The sequence below is a fragment of the Paenibacillus sp. Root444D2 genome, assembly GCF_001426375.1.
Lineage (GTDB): Bacteria > Bacillota > Bacilli > Paenibacillales > NBRC-103111 > Paenibacillus_E.
The window spans coordinates 1-19,173 of the sequence record NZ_LMEO01000018.1 but is presented as its reverse complement, the minus strand read 5'-3'; the positions used below and the strand labels follow the sequence as shown (position 1 = coordinate 19,173).

The 19,173-nt window shown below is 46.5% G+C and carries 16 protein-coding genes; 12 read left to right on the top strand and 4 right to left on the bottom strand.

Going from position 1 to position 19,173, the window contains the following annotated elements:
• The first annotated feature begins 85 nt into the window (after positions 1-85).
• Positions 86-742: a hypothetical protein gene (locus tag ASD40_RS12410; protein WP_057303696.1), complete on the top strand. Its 657-nt coding sequence runs from the start codon at positions 86-88 to the stop codon at positions 740-742.
• Positions 743-820: 78 nt separating this feature from the next.
• Here ASD40_RS12410 and thrC read toward each other — a convergent pair whose 3' ends face one another.
• Both thrC and ASD40_RS12400 read right to left on the bottom strand, forming a co-directional pair.
• Positions 821-2,209 (bottom strand): threonine synthase, encoded by a 1,389-nt coding sequence (thrC, locus tag ASD40_RS12405; RefSeq protein WP_057303591.1) that lies wholly within the window; start codon positions 2,207-2,209, stop codon positions 821-823.
• Between the two features lie 134 nt (positions 2,210-2,343).
• Positions 2,344-3,291 (bottom strand): hypothetical protein, encoded by a 948-nt coding sequence (locus tag ASD40_RS12400; RefSeq protein WP_057303590.1) that lies wholly within the window; start codon positions 3,289-3,291, stop codon positions 2,344-2,346.
• Between the two features lie 175 nt (positions 3,292-3,466).
• On the opposite strand from ASD40_RS12400, the gene ASD40_RS12395 reads away from it, so the two are divergent.
• The 8 genes from ASD40_RS12395 to ASD40_RS12360 all read left to right on the top strand — a co-directional run bounded on the left by ASD40_RS12395 (position 3,467) and on the right by ASD40_RS12360 (position 11,953).
• Positions 3,467-5,212 carry an ABC transporter ATP-binding protein gene (locus tag ASD40_RS12395; protein ID WP_057303695.1) on the top strand — a complete coding sequence of 582 codons (1,746 nt, stop codon included), beginning with the start codon at positions 3,467-3,469 and terminating at the stop codon, positions 5,210-5,212.
• A 26-nt stretch (positions 5,213-5,238) separates the two neighbouring features.
• Positions 5,239-6,987 (top strand): ABC transporter ATP-binding protein, encoded by a 1,749-nt coding sequence (locus ASD40_RS12390; RefSeq protein WP_057303589.1) that lies wholly within the window; start codon positions 5,239-5,241, stop codon positions 6,985-6,987.
• 385 nt (positions 6,988-7,372) lie between these two features.
• Entirely contained in the window at positions 7,373-7,816 is a 444-nt protein-coding gene (locus tag ASD40_RS12385) for a MarR family winged helix-turn-helix transcriptional regulator (protein ID WP_057303588.1), read from the top strand.
• Between the two features lie 85 nt (positions 7,817-7,901).
• Positions 7,902-8,303 (top strand): DoxX family protein, encoded by a 402-nt coding sequence (locus ASD40_RS12380; RefSeq protein ID WP_057303587.1) that lies wholly within the window; start codon positions 7,902-7,904, stop codon positions 8,301-8,303.
• Between the two features lie 63 nt (positions 8,304-8,366).
• On the top strand, positions 8,367-9,326 hold the full coding sequence (locus tag ASD40_RS12375; protein WP_057303586.1) for a ring-cleaving dioxygenase: 960 nt from the start codon (positions 8,367-8,369) through the stop codon (positions 9,324-9,326).
• Positions 9,323-9,931, top strand: a complete 609-nt coding sequence (locus tag ASD40_RS12370; RefSeq protein ID WP_057303585.1) for an alpha/beta hydrolase — start codon at positions 9,323-9,325, stop codon at positions 9,929-9,931. The genes ASD40_RS12375 and ASD40_RS12370 overlap by 4 nt, the downstream gene beginning before the upstream one ends.
• 31 nt (positions 9,932-9,962) lie before the next feature.
• The gene (locus ASD40_RS12365; protein ID WP_057303584.1) at positions 9,963-10,574 is read left to right on the top strand and encodes a flavin reductase family protein; all 612 of its coding nucleotides are present in this window, start codon (positions 9,963-9,965) and stop codon (positions 10,572-10,574) included.
• A gap of 200 nt (positions 10,575-10,774) precedes the next feature.
• The gene (locus tag ASD40_RS12360; RefSeq protein WP_057303583.1) at positions 10,775-11,953 is read left to right on the top strand and encodes an FtsW/RodA/SpoVE family cell cycle protein; all 1,179 of its coding nucleotides are present in this window, start codon (positions 10,775-10,777) and stop codon (positions 11,951-11,953) included.
• A 60-nt stretch (positions 11,954-12,013) separates the two neighbouring features.
• Here the strand turns inward: ASD40_RS12360 and ASD40_RS12355 are convergent, their stop codons facing one another.
• Positions 12,014-12,244 (bottom strand): MFS transporter, encoded by a 231-nt coding sequence (locus ASD40_RS12355; RefSeq protein WP_057303582.1) that lies wholly within the window; start codon positions 12,242-12,244, stop codon positions 12,014-12,016.
• A gap of 20 nt (positions 12,245-12,264) precedes the next feature.
• Positions 12,265-13,260, bottom strand: coding sequence for an LLM class flavin-dependent oxidoreductase (locus tag ASD40_RS12350; protein ID WP_235549237.1), 996 nt, complete (start codon positions 13,258-13,260; stop codon positions 12,265-12,267).
• Between the two features lie 784 nt (positions 13,261-14,044).
• Between ASD40_RS12350 and ASD40_RS12345 the strand changes: the two genes are divergently transcribed.
• From ASD40_RS12345 to ASD40_RS12335, 3 genes are all read left to right on the top strand, one after another.
• A complete protein-coding gene (locus tag ASD40_RS12345) occupies positions 14,045-15,079 on the top strand; it encodes a fatty acid desaturase (protein ID WP_057303580.1) in 1,035 nt (344 codons plus the stop codon).
• Between the two features lie 141 nt (positions 15,080-15,220).
• On the top strand, positions 15,221-15,844 hold the full coding sequence (locus ASD40_RS12340; RefSeq protein WP_057303579.1) for a TetR/AcrR family transcriptional regulator: 624 nt from the start codon (positions 15,221-15,223) through the stop codon (positions 15,842-15,844).
• Positions 15,845-15,916: 72 nt separating this feature from the next.
• Positions 15,917-19,027 carry an MMPL family transporter gene (locus ASD40_RS12335; protein ID WP_057303578.1) on the top strand — a complete coding sequence of 1,037 codons (3,111 nt, stop codon included), beginning with the start codon at positions 15,917-15,919 and terminating at the stop codon, positions 19,025-19,027.
• Positions 19,028-19,173: the final 146 nt, after the last annotated feature.

The window sequence follows — 19,173 nt, the reverse complement described above, 5'->3', positions numbered from 1 at the left end:
TAGCGAATGCCTTCTCATGAATGAAAATAGTCCACAAGCACACAATAAAAGGACTGTTAATCATGATCAAAAGGAGAAGATGTTGATGCGTGGCAAATTTCTCAAGTTAATGCTGTTGTCGATGTCCATAGCCTTAAGTGTGGCCCCACTAAGCGCAGAGGCAAAGGTGGACGAACGCGCCGCTGTAAAGATGCAGTGCTACAGTCAATCGATGGTCAAATTGAAAGGCGACTTAAGAAAACTGTGGATTGATCATGTTTTTTGGACCAGAAGCTACGTTATAAGCGCCCTTGCTGGCTTAGAAGATCAAGAAAAGGTGCTGGCTAGACTGCTCAAGAATCAGAAGGACACCGGAAATGCGATAAAACCGTATTACGGAGAGGCCGCTGGTAATCAACTAGGTGACCTGTTAACTGAACATATCGTTCTTGCAGGCAAAGTGATAACCGCAGTCAAAAGCGGTAATTCAGCTGATTTCGAGAAGTACAACAAAGAGTGGCATCGGAATGCCGATGATATCGCCGCATTTCTCAGCAAAGCGAACCCGAATTGGCCCATGAAAACTGCGCAAGATCTAATGTATGGGCACTTGCAATTGCTCACAAACAATGTGTTAGCTAGGCACAAAAAGGATTGGGAAGCGGACATAGCTACGTTCGAACAATACGAGGACCATATTTTTATGGTGGCCGATTTTCTTTCGGACGGGATCATCAAACAATTCCCTAAGAAGTTTAAGTAGTCGTGTTCGAAACGTAGTGAAACTTGACACAAAAAGCCTCAAAGACATTAGTCTTCGAGGCTTTTTTACATACTATTATTAGAAAAACTTCACCAACTGATCCTTGATCTCATCGTTCGTACCGCCAACGACCGTCTGGAACTGCGGCTTGTCGAACAGCGCTTGAATCTGCTGCGGATACGTCTGCTCAATGCTGCGCAAACGGATCGACTCATCGAATTTAGCCGGATGAGCTGTCGAAAGGGCAACAGTCACTTCACCGTCTACAGCGAGCTTGTCAGCAGCAGCTACTCCGCAAGCTGTATGCGGGTCGAGCAGATACGCGTATTTCTCATAATACTCGCTAATTGTATCCAAGCACTCCTCATTCTGCACGCCATAGGCAGCAAAGTCAGCTTGCACGGCTTGCAGCTTGTCAGCAGGGATAACAACGCGGCCTTCAGCCTTGAATTGATCCATGATAGCCGAGACAGCTTGCGCGTCTTCGCCATAGAGGTAGAACAAGTAGCGCTCGAAGTTGCTAGCCACTTGAATATCCATGGAAGGACTGTATGTTCCACGGAATGCTCCTGGTTGGTAGACGCCGTCTTGTACGAAACGCTCAAGAATATTGTTTTCGTTCGTTGCAAGAATGAGTTTATGGATGGGAAGACCCATTTTCTGTGCCAAATAGCCAGCGAAGATATCACCGAAGTTACCAGTCGGCACACTGAAATTGACCTTATCAGCCTGATTATTGTTCGCTAATTGGAAGTAAGCATAGAAGTAATATACCGTTTGTGCCAAAATGCGGGCAATGTTGATTGAGTTAATCGCACGCAAATGGTAACGGTGCTTGAATTCCACGTCGGCGAACAGCTCCTTGATAATACGCTGGCAGTCGTCGAAAGTGCCTTCAACGGAAAGATTCAGCACATTCGCGTCATCAACGGTGGTCATTTGCAATTCTTGAACCTTGCTGACCTTCCCGTGTGGGTGAAGGATACAGATTCGGATGCCTTCTTTACCGCGCACACCTTCAATCGCTGAAGCTCCTGTATCCCCTGAAGTGGCTCCAAGAATATGGATAATCGAATTCGTTTTGCGAGAAACGTACGAATAAAGATTGCCCAAGAATTGAAGAGCGATGTCTTTGAAAGCAAAAGTAGGTCCGTGGAATAATTCCAGCACATACGTGCCGTCGTTCAGACGTTTGACCGGTGTCACTGCTTCGTCCCGGAAGGTTGCATAGCTATCGTCAACCAGCTGCTTCAGCTCATTGCGCGGGATTTCGTTATTCACATATAGCGAGAAGATTTCAAGAGCCAACTCCGAGTAGGAGAGCTGCTGCCACTTCTGTAACATGTCTGCTGATAATTGTGGGATATGCTTAGGAACAAGTAAACCGCCATCGTCTGCCAATCCCATCAAGATGGCGTCGATGAAGCCGATGGGTTCTACTTTTCCGCGAGTGCTAATGTATTCCATATGAGTCCCCTTACGATTGAATTTTCAGCTATTGTATCAAAAATCAGACCATTTGGACAGTGTAGATACTTTACAAATGAGCAAAAAAACCCTCCAAAGATGGAAGGTTTCTTCGATATTTTAAAAGTAATAACCTATTCTTGTTTAGCACTTACAACGATTTTCCATGCTTGACCGGTAGGAGGAAGGCTTTTCGTCAATGCTGGTCCATAAAATCCGATGACATTCGCGCCTTTAACAAGAGCGGCTTTCTCCACTTTATCGCCGTTTTTATCGACAATAGCCGTCTTGTCTGAGATTTGTAGAACAACCTCGCTCGGAGATGTTTCCGTTAAACCAGTACCTTTAACAAGGAGACTCATATTACCTTTATCATCGCCCCTGACTTCTTCAACCACGCCAGCTGTACCGAGGCTGTTTGCCTCTCTTTTCGTGTCCAAAACCGTAATCTTGGAAGTTGACGTTTGTGGCGGCAAGCTGAGGGTTGCAGCCATAGAATGCTCAGCAGTAACGGTTAAACCAACATGAAGATCGGAAAGACTAAGTTTAGTGCCATCCAGCATTTGATATTCCGTATCTTTGTTCACATTGAGGATCATCCCCTCTGTGCCAATTCCTTGAATCTGAATCGCTGTATAATCATCAACAGGTCGAATCGAAGTGATTACGCCAGTCGTTTGAACTTTCTTAACATCCTTTTTCATCGCGATGGAAACCGAAGCTCCTTCCGTTGTGACAGAACCGTGCAGTACTTTGCTGACAAAGGAAGTAGGCACGTAAAGCTTGTTATCGACCAATTCAGCGGAAAGCGTTTCTTGTTTCCAATTGAGTTTGAAGACCAAGCTCTCCGTTACAGCTCGAAGCGGCAGCATAGGTTCAGTCGCAGCAGCTTTCAAATAACCTTTCTCGGAAAGGACTCCTTCATTGACTTGAACGGAAATAGCCGTTGGAGCAGCTTGTGTGGTTACAGGCATAATGGTATTCGTGTGGACAGTTTCATTCGTTGCAGCATATGCGGCACCCGTCGTCATCATGGCGGATAAGGATAGAATAGCTAAGCTCTTTTTCATTGTACGATTCATGGCTGTAATTCCTTCCTGTATGTAAGTTATGTTGGATAGTCTGTCTTCCTAAACAAAGGGATATTCCAGAATGTTGCAGGTGATCGGAAAGTTTCGTTAAAAACAACTTAATAAGTAGACTTCAATTGGCTTAAACTATAAAATCAATCTTAGTGGGAAATGGGAAGGGGTGGAAATCTTGTCTTTTGTAATCAAATTGCGGTGGTTTTTCAAAGAAAGATGGAAATACTACGTGCTTGCAATTAGCTTAATGATCTGTGTGAATTTATTGGCGACGATTCCGCCTAAAATGATAGGGAATACAATCGATCAGATTGGCAGCAGGAGTTTAACGGCATCTAGCTTAAGTCAGACTGTTCTTCTGCTTGTAGGCTTGTCTCTCCTATTATATGTAATTACTTATGTTTGGATCACGACCTTATTCGGCAATTCGGCACTTGTTGAGAAAGTGCTCAGAGGGCGTTTACTGGCTCATCTGACGAAAATGACACCGGCTTTCTTCCAACGCAACAGCACGGGGCAGTTGATGGCGTTAGCCACTAATGACGTACTCGCTATTGGACAGACCGCTGGTTACGGCGTTATGACACTCGTGCACACGTTGGTCGGGGCATCCGTCGTCATTATTACGATGATCTCCCTTATTAGCTTCAAATTAATGATTGCGGCTCTGATTCCTCTGCCTTTTCTAGCCTTTGTGATTAGTAAACTGGGTCAAAAAGTGAGAGTTCGCTTCCTTGCTGCACAGGCTTCTTTCGGCCAAATGAATGATCACGCACTCGAGTCCATCTCCGGTATTCGTGTGATTCGTTCTTATGTTCAGGAAGATCATGATCTGGTCGCCTTCGATAAAGTAACGTCAGAAGTGATGAATAAGAATAGACGCGTGTCCATGCTGAATGCGCTTTTTCAGCCGCTTACATCGTTGATTGTCGGTCTAAGTTACTCGATAGGCATTGGCTATGGCTCTTATATGGTCTTTCATAATGAGATCACGCTGGGTCAGCTGATTTCATTTAATATTTACTTAGGTATGCTGATCTGGCCGATGATTTCTTTCGGCGAGTTTATTAATGTCCTGCAGCGCGGCAGTGCCTCGGCAGACCGTCTGGAAACAGCCCTGACGCAGAAAGCGGATATTGTGGATGTTGATGCACCGATTGCGGTGAGTGTGCCGGAGCGTATCGAGATGAAGGATTTAACCTTTACGTATCCGACTGCAAACCATCCAAGTCTCGTTAACGTTTCTTTCCAATTAGAAAGAGGGCAGACGCTAGGGATTGTAGGCCGGACGGGTAGCGGCAAAAGCACGCTGCTGAAGCAGCTGCTGCGGCAATTCCCGATCGATCCAGGTAAGCTGCTGTTTGCAGGCGTGCCGATTGAGAGAATCGCCTTGGATCAAGTGAAGCGCTGGGTGGCCTACGTTCCGCAGGAGCATCTGCTGCTATCGAAATCCATTCGCGACAATGTCGCGCTGGGTAAGCATGACGCTTCGCCGGAAGAGATTGCAAGGGCCATTGAGATGGCCTCTTTTACCCAAGATATCGAGCAAATGCCGGAAGGCCTAGCGACAATTGTCGGCGAAAATGGCGTCATGCTGTCAGGTGGACAGAAGCAGCGTTTGGCAATTGCTAGAGCCCTTCTGATCGATTCGGAAATCCTGCTGCTTGATGACTCGTTATCCGCTGTCGATGCGCGGACTGAAAGCCGCATCCTCCAGCATATCCGTAAGGAACGCGCGGGCAGAACAACATTGATCAGCACGCACCGGCTTTCGGCTGTAAGCCATGCAAATTGGATCCTCGTCCTAGATGAGGGGCGAATCGTCGAAGAGGGTACCCACGAAGAGCTGATGCTGTTCGGTGGCTGGTACCGAGAGCAGTGGGAACGTCAACAAATGGAAGCGAGTTTGGAAGAATGACAAACAGAAGAAGGGAGGACGACAAGATGCAGAAACCGTCCACGGCGAGAAGGCTGATTTCGTATGCGCTCGTCTATAAGTTCAGGATTATCGGCGCACTGCTCATTCTTTGCTGTGCAGTAGCTGCCGAGCTGGGCGGACCTTATATAACCAAAACCATTATCGATCAGCATTTGTCTACAGGCACACACACGATGGCGCCTGTACTTAAGCTGCTTGGTCTCTACATGGGCTTGCTCCTCGTAGCAAGCATCTGTAATTTTTCGCAAGCCTATTTACTCCAATCTACGGCTTTGCAAATTATCAAAAACATGCGCATGGATTTAATGCAGCACATTCAGCGCATTTCACTGCGCTATTTCGATAACACGCCGATCGGGCAGGTTGTGTCCCGAATTGCGAACGATACCGAGGCTGTCCGCGACTTATTCATGAGTTTCATGGCTACGTTCGTCGTGAGCATGATGCAGCTAACGGGCATTTTCGTAGCATTATTCATTCTGGATTGGCATCTCGCTCTTTTTTGCTTGGTGCTGCCGCCTATCTTCGCGTTAATTATGGTTGTTCACTTAAAATATTCGAAAATCTTCATCACCATTATGCGTGCGCGGCTGAGTGATATGAACGCGATGATTAATGAATCGATCGTCGTTATGCCTATTATTCAAGCTTTTCGCCGGGAGAAAGTGACGCTTGAGGAATTCGAAGTACTGAACAAGGATCGCTATGTAAATCAACTTAAGCAGTTCCGTATTTTTTCCTTATCCTCTCGTAATATTGTGGGGACCATCGGCAGCTTGGTGACGGCTATGGTCATATGGTATTTTGGCCGGGAATCGCTGACAGCCGTGATTTCTTTCGGGGTGTTTTATGCTTTCATCGATTATCTGGGGCGGATCTTTCAACCGATTATCGGGATTTTCGATCAATTGACGAATGCGCAAAGAGCCTTTGTATCCGCGGATAAGGTGTTCACCATCCTAGACATGGAAGGCCAAGAGGTTGAGAAGACGGATAAAGTCAGCCGCCCGGAAGGCGTTGTGAAGTTCGAGGACGTAACCTTTGCTTATAAAGCAGGGGAAAACGTACTGAAGCATATTTCCTTCGAAGCTCGCAAGGGGGAAACCGTAGCCTTGGTCGGACATACAGGCTCAGGCAAAAGCTCCATCATGAACTTGCTGCTCGGGTTCTATGAACCGGATGAAGGCAGTATCACGATTGATGGACGCGACATCCGGGGGATGTCGAAGCAAGCGCTGCGTAAGCATATGGGCATTGTTTTGCAGGACCCGTTCTTGTTTGCCGGAGATATCAAATTCAATGTGAGCCTGTATAATGAGGAGATTTCGCTTGAACGTGTGAAAAATGCGTTAAGTGATGTAGGCGCAGCCTCCTTCATTGAGCAGCTGCCTAACGGCTATGATGAGCAGGTTGTGGAGCGGGGGAGCACTCTGTCTTCCGGCCAGAGACAGCTCATTTCATTCGCGCGAGCGCTGGCCTTCGACCCGTCGATTCTCATCTTGGATGAAGCGACAGCCAGCATCGACAGTGAGACGGAAGGGCTGATCCAGCGCGCGCTGAAGGTGGTCAGCGAAGGGCGCACGACCTTGGTCATCGCGCACAGACTGTCTACGATTCGCGATGCGGATCAGATTCTCGTGCTGCACCGCGGCGAGATCGCCGAGCGTGGCAACCATGAGACGCTGATGACGCTGGGCGGCCGATACGCGAAGATGTATCAACTGCAGAAGGGCGAGTCGGCTGTAGTGGGCTGACCATAATATATGAAGCCTGCCTATAACTGAAGCTTAGGACATATTTCAAAAGGATAATCCTTTCCCGATAGGGGGGTGGCTTATCCTTTTGTCATTTTACCTGAGCACGGTCATTTTGGTTAAAGATGAAGATGCAAAAAGTGCAGCAAAAAGTACTCTTTTTAGCCATTCCGACTTGTTTCGGTTTTGGATAGAGAGGATACTAACGCATTATAAGCAGCATGATAAAGAAAAGCACATTATTTTTCAAATTACCTGTTGACATCTATCTCAAAATGGAGTATCTTTAAATCAAGATATTACAAATTAAGATTTCGCAGCAAAGCATAACACACCACAGATCATCACAGCATAACAAAAAGATAAAAGAAATGAGGTGAACCAAATGAGTGAACAGAGAAACGAATCATTAGATCTCTATATTGCACTCTCCAGAGCAAGCGAATGGGTCAACGCCCATGGGGACCGCGATATTCGTAATTATGGATTGAATCGAACGGAATTCGGTGTCCTCGAGTTGCTTTATCATAAAGGCGCGCAGCCGATTCAACAGATTGGCGGCAAGGTGCTGATGAGTAGCGGGAATATCACCTATGTTGTAGATAAGCTGGAGAAGAAAGAGTTCGTAAAGCGCAAAACATCAACCGAAGACCGCAGGCTCATTTTTGCAGAAATTACGGAAAAAGGGAAGCAGTTTATTGAAGAAGTATTTCCCAAGCATACCGAAGTCATTGAGAAAGCGGTAGCTGGACTTACAGCAGAAGAGAAGAAGATAGCTAGTCAATTGTTGAAAAAGCTTGGTAGGTTTGCTCAGGATGGTTTCAAGTAGTTTGGCCTCACATGAGAGGTGTTAACTACTTAACCTTTTATCTGATATCTTAAAATAAAGATTCTTAAATTGGAGGAGAATGAATATGAGTATCGCATTAGGATTATTAATTATTCGTTTGGTTGTTGGATTAAGCTTTATGGCGCATGGGGCACAGAAGCTGTTTGGTTGGTTCGGAGGCTATGGTCCGAAAGGAACGGGCGGCTGGATGGAATCCATCGGCATTAAACCCGGTGTTGCTATGGCGGTTATGGCAGGACTCATGGAGTTCGTAGGCGGTGCGTTATTCGCCGCTGGATTTGGTACAGTCATTGCTTCATTGCTCATCGTCATGACAATGGTCGTTGCGATTGTCAAAGTACACGCTAAGAGCGGCTATTGGGCTACCGCGGGCGGCTATGAATACAACTTGCTGCTGATTGCTATTGCGGTTGGCGTGGCATTAACTGGTGCAGGAGCTTACTCTGTCGACGCTTTATTCAATTAATAATCTTGGATACTTTTAAATTAGGTCTGGAATAATTAAACTAAACTAAAGGAGTTGGATTCAATGACACAACAACAACAACAAACAGCAGGTATTCACCATATCACAGCTTTCGTTCAAAATGCACAGGAAACAGTAGACTTTTATGCAGGGATTCTAGGACTTCGGATGATCAAAAAAACAATTAACTTCGACGCACCGGAAGTCTACCATCTGTACTTTGGTAATGAAATGGGAAGTCCAGGAACGATCATCACTTTCTTCCCATGGGCGCACTCTCGCAAAGGGCGTATCGGCGGCGGTCAAGTCGGTATCACAACGTATGCTGTGCCTACAGGCAGTCTGTCATTCTGGGAAGAGCGTCTAGCGCAATTTGATATTCCTTTCGAAAAAACGCAAAGATTCACAGAAACATACCTTCAATTCGAGGATCGGGATGGTCTGAAACTTGAAATCGTAGAGCGCGAGCAAGGAGCGCTTAGCCAATGGTCATTCGGCGGTATTCCAACGGATAAAGCGATCAAAGGCTTCGGCGGCGCTGTTCTCTACAGCACGGCTCCTGACAAAACTTCGCAGCTGCTAGAGCAAGTGATGGGGCTTCAAAAAGTAGGGCAAGAGGGAGCTTACGCTCGATTCAAATCCTTCGGAGACTTGGGTAACATCGTCGATATTAACGTAACCCCGATGGCCTACGGAGCTGGTGGAGCGGGTACCGTCCATCATATTGCATGGCGCGCCAAAGATGATGCTGAGCATGCACTATGGAGAAGCCATGTACAGACGAATGGATTCCAACCTACGCCGATCGTGGATCGTCAATACTTTAACGCGATCTACTTCCGTGAAGAAGGCGGCATACTCTTTGAGATTGCAACGGATCCTCCGGGGTTTGCACGTGATGAACAGCCAGAGGCGCTGGGTGAGAAACTGATGCTGCCAGAATGGTTCGAGGAGAGCCGTGAACAAATCGAGCGTAATCTTCCGCCGATTCAAGTACGTGTATTGGAGGCGAAAAAACAATGAAGCATATCTTTCAAAAAGGAACGGATATAACGGCTCCGGTACTCGTGCTCTTTCATGGCACAGGTGGCACCGAACGTGATCTACTGCCGCTAGCTCAGGCGATTTCACCGACATCGTCGGTGCTAAGCGTTAGAGGTAATGTGCTTGAGAATGGGATGCCGCGGTTTTTTCGCAGGCTGGCTGAGGGAATCTTTGATGAGGAGGATCTCATCTTCCGTACCAAGGAATTGTACGATTTCCTCGATCAAGCTGCCGTGGAACACGGCTTTGATCGTAACAATCTCGTAGCCATTGGTTATTCCAACGGTGCAAACATCGCCGGAAGTCTGTTATTCCACTATCCAGATGCACTGAGAGGAGCCATTCTCCATCATCCAATGGTGCCGCTGCGAGGTATTCAACTGCCGGATCTATCTGGGATTCCAGTCTTTATTGGAGCAGGTCAGAACGATCCGATCTGTTCTCCGAAGGAGACAGAGGAATTACAGAAGCTGTTAAGTGAAGCGGGATCAACTGTCGCTGTTCACTGGGAACAGGCAGGGCATCAACTGACTCGTTCGGAGGTAGAAGCGGCAGCGACTTGGTTCAAGACGAATTTAGCATGAGACCGAGTCTGGTAAAGGTGGGAGATGCGTTGTGAGATCCATTGATCCCTCAAATCAAAGTGAGCGGGAAAACTATAAGCTAATGATAGGCAGCATAATTCCTAGGCCGATCGCATTTGTTACATCCCTATCTCCAGAGGGTGTACTCAACGCAGCACCGTATAGTTACTTTACAATTGTGACGGCGAATCCTCCAATGGTCGCTATCTCCGTGCAGAGGAAACAGGGTGTTCGCAAAGATACTTCGCGAAATGCCATCGATACTGGAGCATTCGTTGTTCACATCTCAGACGAATCGTACATCGACCAGATTAACCAAACCGCTGCTGTGCTAGCGCCAAGTGAAAGCGAAGTTGCTTTAGCCGGACTTACACCCGTCGCGAGTGATAAGATTGCAGTACCGGGCATCGCCGAAGCGAGCATTCGCATGGAATGTGTTCTGGAGCAAGTTATAACGCTTGGCGGAACAGACGAAGCACCTGCAGCCGATTTATTAATCGGTAGAGTCGTACAGTTTCATATTGCTGAGTCCTTATATGAGAATGGTCATATTGACCCGAATGGACTTAAACCAGTCAGTCGATTAGCCGGTAACTGGTATGCGAAATTGGGAGAACAATTTGCTATGGATCGTCCCGTTTGAAATAAATAGGTAAGCCCTCGTGGCCCACTATCTTTCTTTCGAAAGAAAAATGGACTACGGGGGCTTTTTCCCATTTTTTATCTACAAAAATGTAACTATTTGTAAAACCGAATCGTCTACTCTATGTATCTTTCGTAACCTTATATAGAAATAGGTGATTTGTTATTGTAAGTATTTTCAGGGGAACGCAAATAGCCTTCATGTTGAAGCGGATAATAAAAGGGTTGGATGCCATTATTTTGTTGCTGCTGCTCATCTTTATGATCATTAGTATATTCTGCATCTACAGTGCGACGCGGACAGTTCCAGACTTTTCACAATCGTATATTAAAATGATGTATTTTTACGGGTTGGGGTTTGTAGTCTTATTTTCGATGCTGTTTGTCAACTATAAACTCTTATTGCGGTTCTCGCCGCTGTACTATTTCATTGGGCTGGGACTGTTGGTCTTATTGTTTTTTAAAGGGAATACTCTCAACAATGCTCAGGGTTGGTTCACTCTTCCTGGCGGGATCAGCTTTCAGCCGGCAGAGCTTTGTAAGCTCATTTTGATCTTGTTTTTGTCGTATTTTCTGTCCAGAAGAGAAGTCGAGACCCTTAGTCTGTTCAAGGAAATACTGCCGATGGGTGTTATTACGTTAGTTCCTTTTCTCTTGGTTCTAATGCAGCCGGATCTCGGTAATTCTATCGGATATCTGGTCATTTTCATTGTAGTCTGTTGGTTCGGCCATATTAACTACAAGCATGCTCTGATCGGCCTAGTCATTATCATAATCGTAAGCGGAAGCTCCCTGTACAGCTATATAAAATACCATGAGGAAGTAAAGCAATTCATGGCATCTAAACATAAAGCGTATTGGTTGGATAGAGTTGATGCTGTCCTTTTGCCAGACCAAGCTTCTGAGAAAGCAACCTATCACATGAAACAATCGGTTAAAGCAATCGGATCAGGATCCTTAGAAGGAGATGGCTACCTTCATGGAACCTCAGTCCAAAGCGGTCAAGTCCCATATACATATTCAGATTCCATATTCGTTGTCGTGGGAGAAGAATTTGGATTTATAGGAGCATCCGTTTTACTCATACTTTACTTTCTTCTCATTTATCGAATGATCACTATCGCGCTGAACATCCGCAGCCAAACAGGCATATACATTATTGGCGGTATTACAGCTATGTTTCTGTTTCAAGTTTTCGAAAACATTGGGATGCTGATCGGTATCATGCCGATTACAGGGATCACCCTTCCGTTTATCAGCTATGGAGGGACCTCGCTTTTGATCAACATGATATCTATTGGCTTTGTTCTAAGTATAAAAATCTATGATGATATAGACGTAGAAGATAGAAATCATTCATTAATAAACCATGTCAAATAAGGTGAGTCAGTCATAATCAAGAGAACACTCCCATGCAGGGGTGCCCTCTTTTTGCTATGTTCACTTTTTAAGCCGAACCCAGTTTCTATCGCAGGTCCTGTCTATGCTGACTAAACCAAGGATCAATCCAAGAACCGGCAGCAGGGCTCCCGCCCAAGGCAAAAAGGTAAGCGCTATATGGGTGATGACCCACCCGCCAATAAAAGCACCGCTAGCATTGCCAAGGTTTGGAGAAATCGGGAACCGCCCTCTTGTGGCGTGGCTCCCAATCGTTGCTTGATGCTGACTCATTATAATGAACTCCAACCTCTCTAGATCTCTTTGACAACCTCCGCCACAATTTCATAGGACCTCAAGCGAGCGTTGTGATCATAAATTTGGCCGGCGATGATCCACTCATCGGCTGCAGTTTGCTGCTGCAGCTTAGCAAGCTTCTCTCGAACGGTGTTTTTACTGCCTACGATGGAGAAGCTTAGGGCTTTGTGAACGTAAGCTTTCTCTTGAGGACTCCATAGGGACTCCATGCTGTCCACGGGAGGGCTCAACATGCCAGGACGGCCGCGCACGATGTTCAGAAACTGCTGGTGCTGCGAAGTCGCCAAATGCTGAGCTTCCTCATCGGTTTCGGCAGCAATAATGTTAACGCCGACCATCGCGTACGGCTTCTCAAGCGCACCCGACGGGTGGAACTGACGGCGGTACAGATCAAGAGCTGCCAGCAAATAATCCGGAGCAAAGTGGCTGGCGAAAGCGAAAGGAAGCCCCAGTTGACCAGCCAGCTGGGCGCTGAAATCACTCGATCCGAGCAGCCAGATCGGGATGTCCAGTCCTTCGCCCGGCACGGCGCGCACGCCCGGTACACCCGTACCCAGCGCCGGGTTGAGATAGCCGCGGAGCTCGCTCAGCTGCTCCGGGAAGTTATGGCCGTCGCTGCCTAAGCCGCGGCGAAGCGCTCTTGCCGCAGGCTGATCGGAGCCAGGCGCACGCCCTAAACCAAGATCGATGCGTCCCGGAAACATCGATTCCAGCGTCCCAAACTGCTCGGCGATGACGAGCGGTGCGTGGTTAGGCAGCATAATGCCGCCGGAGCCTACGCGAATCTTTTCCGTAGCCATAGCGACATACCCGATGACGAGTGATGTGGCGGAGCTGGCAATACCCGGCATATTATGATGTTCGGCGAGCCAATATCTATGGTAGCCCCACTTTTCAACGTGTTTGGCTAAATCAACGGAACGGAGAAATGAATCTCTTGGCGTACCGCCAGCAATAACGGGAGCCAAGTCCAAAACAGATATAGGTATCATTGAATAGACCTCCATTTTTTTTATATACACTACTATACCAGTATTAAGTAAGGCACGCTTAAATGGGTCAAGCTAGGAGTAAAAGGCATATGAAAAGGGTGTGGAGCTAATTTTGGGAGAGATAATTGTATTTTTTTATTTTTTGCAACATTTGAAGGGTATAACGACGATTTGTTCGCCTAATGTTGTAATAAGGAGACTGTCGATTATTTCACAACTGGTATTCATCATAACTCCATAATGCGATTTTAGAGTCATTCAGCTTTCGTGAGGCAGATGGGCTATAGTGATTACCAATGTTGTACATGATGCAACATCGAAGGGTGAGAGGCTGGATCTAGGCAGCAATTGTTGCGCTTTTTACAACATTATTCTACCGCGAATAGGGATTCATTCATTTAGCAACCTCAAGCGAGCATGATGATAATTGATCCCGATCTGAGCCACCCCAATGTAGAGAAAGATGGATGAATGAATCGAAGATCTCATAAGTGTGGAAGGCGGTTTGTATTTTATTCCGTATGAGAAACCTCTTTTTATGGGAAAATAAGGGTTAGGTTGCCATTCGCAGGATGATTTTTGGGTTGTGCAGAATAGTAAAAAATAGGGTCTAATGCAGCTTTGACTTATATTGCATTTTACAAAAAGCTTTATGGAACTTATGATGAGAGGGCAATGTAACATTTCTTCTCTTATAAAGGGAACTTAATTAAATTCCCAACGTACTACATCAGGTGGCACAAATCAGTCCGGTACGAAACGGAGAGAAGGAGCTTTAATTAGAATGACTCAACAAGACAAAGGTGGGTGGCGGTCTGACATCGCGCCTTACGAAAGACCACATATGAAGATCAGTGTGTGGCAAATCATTAATACATTAGGACCCTTTTTTGTACTTTGGTATTTCGCCTTCCTAAGTCTATCGGTTTCTATCTGGCTCACGTTCGTGTTAGATATTATTGCAGCAGGATTCCTAATTCGAATCTTTATTATTTTCCATGATTGCTGCCACAAATCTTTTTTCAAAAATAAAATCGCGAATGAAATTGTTGGTACATTAACAGGTATTTTGACGTTTGTCCCTTATCATCAGTGGCGTCATACCCACTCCGTCCATCACGCATCCAGCGGTAATTTGGATCGTAGAGGTGTCGGCGATATATGGACACTAACGGTTGACGAATATATGGCATCTTCTCCGGCTAGAAGACTATATTATCGGGTTTACAGAAATCCGATTGTGATGTTTATTGTCGGACCCATTTTCATCTTTTTGATTGATTACCGTTTTAACCGCAAACGCGCAGGAATGAAAGAACGTATGAATACGTACATCACGAACTTGGGTATCTTTGGGAGCATTGCACTGCTTTGCTCAGGTATGGGTTGGCAATCATTCCTCCTAGTCCAGGGTCCGATGTTTTTAATTTCAGGTATGGCTGGGATTTGGCTTTTCTACGTTCAGCACAACTATGAAGACTCGTACTATGAGCATGACGGAGAATGGGATTATATGAAAGCGGCTATGCATGGAAGCTCTTTCTACAAATTGCCTAGAATTCTGCACTGGATCACAGGTAATATTGGCTTTCACCATATTCATCATCTGAGCCCGCGAGTTCCTAATTACTATTTGGAAAAGGTTCATAACAAGAACGCTGAGCTTCGCAAAGTGCAGACAATTACATTGAAGACAAGCTTGGAATCCCTTAAGTTCCGTATTTGGAACGAGGAAACGAAGAAGTTCATACAGTTCAAAGATCTCAAGCCTTTCAAGTCGAAAAGAATGATCGAGACACTCAAAACTAAGGCAGAGTAAGTCTTAAAGAAGAGTCGACGGCCTTAAGCAGAGCGCTGCTTAGGTTGTTGGCTTTTTTTCTTTGATTCCATGCTTGCAAAAAAGGAAGTACACACGTTATAATCATTCCATTACGACAAAAAGTGAACGGGTGTTTATTATATGCAGGTTTTAAAAGATGACGTAAAAAAGAGTATCCGCCAAGCGGCATTGTCCGAGTTCAAGAAACATGGGTATATGAAAGCCTCCATACGGCATATTGCAGACGCTGCGGGTATTACACCAGGCAACATTTATCGGTATTTTAAAAACAAAGAAGACCTATTCTATGAGCTGATTCAACCCGTCTATGAGCAGCTTGCTTCTTACACCCTAGAGATCAAGAATGAGGTTGATTTCAAATTGTGCAAGGAGACTGCCGATCATCTCGTTATTTTACGTAAAATTGATGCGACGATTCTGCAACTTTTCAAGCAATCGAGTGTTGAGCTGACCATCCTATTAAATCTGAGTGAAGGCTCACGCTACGAAACCGTGAAACAGGAACTCATTACTTTGGTATATCAAATTTTGGAGAACGTGTTCGCCACCACGAAGCAAACGCCCGGCCCGCTCGAAGTGAATGAGCAGCAATCTGCACGGATGCTAGCTGTTACGCTTATTGAGGGGATGAGCCTTATTCTGCGCGATTATGAAGATGGCGATACCATTAAGGTGCTGGTTGATGAACTGTTGTACCTGTATTCTGCGGGTATTTCAGAAAAAATAAAGCTTCAAGGGCAGTGATAAAATTTTTTTGAGTCAAAAATGAACGCTTGTTTACTAACGATTACGTAAATCTGAGGAGGAATTAGAGAGATGAAACAAATTATTAAATGGCGCTGGACGATTGTCGCCCTGTGGCTGGTAGCTACCGTGGTTCTCACGGTTTTTCAACCTGATGTGAATGCCATTTTAGGGCTCAGAGGCCAAGATCCGCTGCCAAAGGATAGTCCGTCGAAAGTTGCTACATCGATTTTGAATAAAATGAATGGGGTTGAGGGGACTAGCGATATCATCGTGTTCCACAACCCGAATAAACTGTCTGATACGGATATGAAGCAGATCGAGTCAGGTATTACGAGTATGAAGAACCATCAAGCGGAGCTTGGGTTCAATCAATTGCTTGATCCGTTCTCACTGCCTGACGCGAAGTCCTCACTTATTTCGGAGGATCAGACGACATTAATGGCTAGCTTTAGTTTGGATAAAAGAGGACGTCATGTCGATGAGATTCAACAGGAGTTTGAGGCTGTTTTGAAAGACGTGAACGTGGACTACTACCTCTCAGGTGAAGACTTCATTCAGAACGATTATATCAAAGCATCCGAATCGGGTGTGGCCAAAAGTGCGGCGTTAACGGTTATCTTCATCCTAGCGGTGCTAGTCATTATGTTCCGTTCCGTTGTTATTCCGATTGTCTCGCTGCTTGCTGTGGGTATTTCCTATTTGTGCTCCATGGGGATTGCCGCGCAGCTTATTGATAAGTTTGAGTTTCCAGTGACAAGTGTCACGGAGATGCTGTTGATTTTGATTCTTTTCGGCATTGGAACTGACTATAACATCCTGTTATTCAATCGGTTTAAAGAAGAATTATCCCATGGTCTTTCTGTGGATGAAGCGATTATTGTGACGTATAAAACGGCTGGGAAAACGATTTTTTATAGTATTCTGACGGTATTTATCGCTTTCGCGAGTTTGACGTTCTCGGACTTTGGTATTTATAAATCAGGTAATGTGGTGGCTATTGGCACCGCGGTGCTCTTGCTTGAAATTATGACCGTGACACCTTTCCTCATGAAAGTACTAGGCAATAAGCTGTATTGGCCTTCCAAGGGCGCAACCGGGCATAAGGAAAGTAAATTTTGGGCGAGCTTGACGGCAGTTGCGGTAAAAAGACCGGTGATCACAACGCTGCTTATTCTGATTGTGATGATTCCGATTGCCCTTTCTAACCATCAGAAATTGTCTTTTGACCAGTTGAAAGAGTTAGGAAATAGCCATGAATCCACCAAAGGATTCAGCCTCGTAGCGGATCATTTTAGCCGAGGTCAAGCGCTGCCGACCATGGTCGTGATTGAGAATGATAAAGCACTTGATAATAATGACGGATTAGCCGCAATTGATAAGCTAACGGACAAATTGAAGGGTGTTCCGGGCGTGGATAAGGTGTCCAGTGTGACGCAGCCACAGTCGAAGCCGATTGATAACTTCTATATTTCGACCCAAACGTCGACCGTTGCAGAAGGAATTACAGCTTCTCAGAAGGGCGTTAATCAAATAAAAGATGGTTTGAATTTGATGCAGAGCAAACTGGTTAGTCCAGATTTGTCCGGCACCGACCAGTTAGTTGACGGAACCGGCAAGGTTCAAGATGGCTACAGCCAGATTACTGTTGCGCTGGGACAAGTATCGAAGGGCATCACGCAAGGGGCCGACGGAGCCGGTGAGCTAACTGCGGGCATTGCGAGCTTAAAGGATGGCATGACGCAAGTCGAGGCTAACACGTCGAAAATTAGCAGCGGACTTACGCAGCTGCAGCAGGGTTATAGTGCTTTATCTGACGGCTATCGTCAGATTGAAGGGAAGCTTCCTGGCATTCAGCAGGGGCTAACTGGGATGAATGGGCTAATTGGCGGGCTGGGTGAAAAGTACAGCCAGTTGAAGGCAGATGCCGATTACACGAAGCTGAAGCAAACGGGTGAGGGCTTGGAATCCGGTCTCGCCCAGCTGAACGGCGGGCTGAAGGAGCTTGGCGCGAATGCAGCCAAGTTGAATGGCTCTTTTGCTGAGGCTGCTGCGGGACTTACGCAGATTAACGGTGCGCAGTCGCAGCTTGCTGCGGGATTGGCTTCCCTGCAGAGCGGCTCAGAGGCGCTTGCCAAAGGGCTGAAGCAAGGCAGCGCGGGCAGCCAAGAGATCGTCGCGAACATGGCGAAGCTGAATGATGCGCTGGGCAGCGTCAAGGACGGGCAGCAGAAGCTGAACGAGGGCTTGTCGGGCTTGGCTGGTGGGATGAGCCAGCTGAAGGACGGCCTCGGCCAAAGCGGCAACGGACTGGGCGATGTGTCCGAAGGGCTCGGCAAAACGAGCCAGTTCCTGACGCAGCTGAACAGCTCGAAGACGTTTTTCATTCCGAAAGAAGCGCTTGTGAGCGCGGATTTCGGTAAATCGCTGGACAGCTTCATGTCCAAAGATCGCAAGAGTACGAAACTCATCGTCATTCTGAAGGATGATCCGTACTCGTCAGCGGCTATGGACACCATTGAGGGGATTAACGCCGAGTTAGTGTCTAGCTTGAAAGGTACAGTGCTGGAGAAAGCGAAAGTCGGTGCCGCGGGACCAAGCTCGACGACCTATGACACGAACAAAGCACAGCTGAAATCGTTCAACAGCACGGCGATCATCGTGATCATTGGCGTATTTATTGTCCTGTTGTTCGTGATACGCTCCTTCTGGCCAGCGGTCTATATCATCGTGTCCTTAGTGATTTCCTACTATGTAGCCATGACCGCTACCAATATCGTTACAGATAAAATCATCGGGGCAGACGGTGTTTCCTCTTTTGTACCGTTCTTCTCCTTCATCATTATCATCGCAGTCGGTGTCGACTACAGCATCTTCTTGATGATGCGATATAAAGAGCTGGGCGAATTATCGCCGTCAAAAGCGATTGTTCAGGCCGCTAAGCACATAGGCGGCGTGGTAATCTCGGCTATGGTTATCCTCGGTGGTACCTTCGCGACGTTGGTTCCATCAGGTCTAGTTCTGCTAATTGAGCTAGCCGTAGCTGTGATCGTTGGGCTCATCGTGCTTTGCTTTATTTTGCTGCCGATGCTGCTGCCGGCTTTGCTGGCTATGCCTGAGGCGTTGCGGATGAAGCGCAAGTCAGCGGCTAGGCAAGTGTCCACGGAGAGTAGAACTGCATAAGGATGAAGTGAATGGTTGGATTTGGCGCCTCCCACATTTGTGGGCGGCTTTTTTTGTTTAGCGTGCCCAGAGGCACGCATTATCTAGTTGGTGCAAGTCCAACCACGGGAGGGACCAAGCCACCCTTGTAGCTAGGATGCTTGCGT